This is a genomic window from Aquitalea sp. ASV11, assembly GCF_016429185.1.
Taxonomy (GTDB): Bacteria; Pseudomonadota; Gammaproteobacteria; order Burkholderiales; family Chromobacteriaceae; genus Aquitalea; species Aquitalea pelogenes.
Genome location: NZ_JAELUD010000173.1, coordinates 1 through 423 on the forward strand (window position 1 = coordinate 1; position 423 = coordinate 423).

Annotated in this window: 1 pseudogene; it reads left to right on the plus strand. The window is 72.8% G+C overall.

Annotated features, from left to right (window positions below):
- Positions 1 to 172: 172 nt before the first annotated feature.
- Positions 173 to 313, plus strand: a pseudogene (locus tag JHD62_RS22715) (hypothetical protein); the annotation flags it as partial.
- Positions 314 to 423 lie beyond the last annotated feature (110 nt).

The window sequence follows — 423 nt, forward strand, 5'->3', positions numbered from 1 at the left end:
CCCCCCCCCCCCCCCCCCCCCCCCCCCCCCCCCCCCCCCCCCCCCCCCCCCCCCCCCCCCCCCCCCCCCCCCCCCCCCCCCCCCCCCCCCCCCCCCCTTTTCAAGCAGAAGACGGCATACGCGATTAGTGCGTTCGTCTCGTGGGCTCGGAGATGTGTATAAGAGACAGGGCATGCAGACCAACTGGAACATCAGCCTGTTCCACTACCGCAACCACGGTGCCGATTATGGCCGCGTACTGGTAGGCATTCAGGTGCCATCCAGCGATAATGCCGAGTTCCAGCGCTTCCTAGATGCTGTCTCTTATACACATCTGACGCTGCCGACGAACAGTAAGATGTGGGGGGGGGGGGGGGGGGGGGGGGGGGGGGGGGGGGGGGGGGGGGGGGGGGGGGGGGGGGGGGGGGGGGGGGGGGGGGGGGG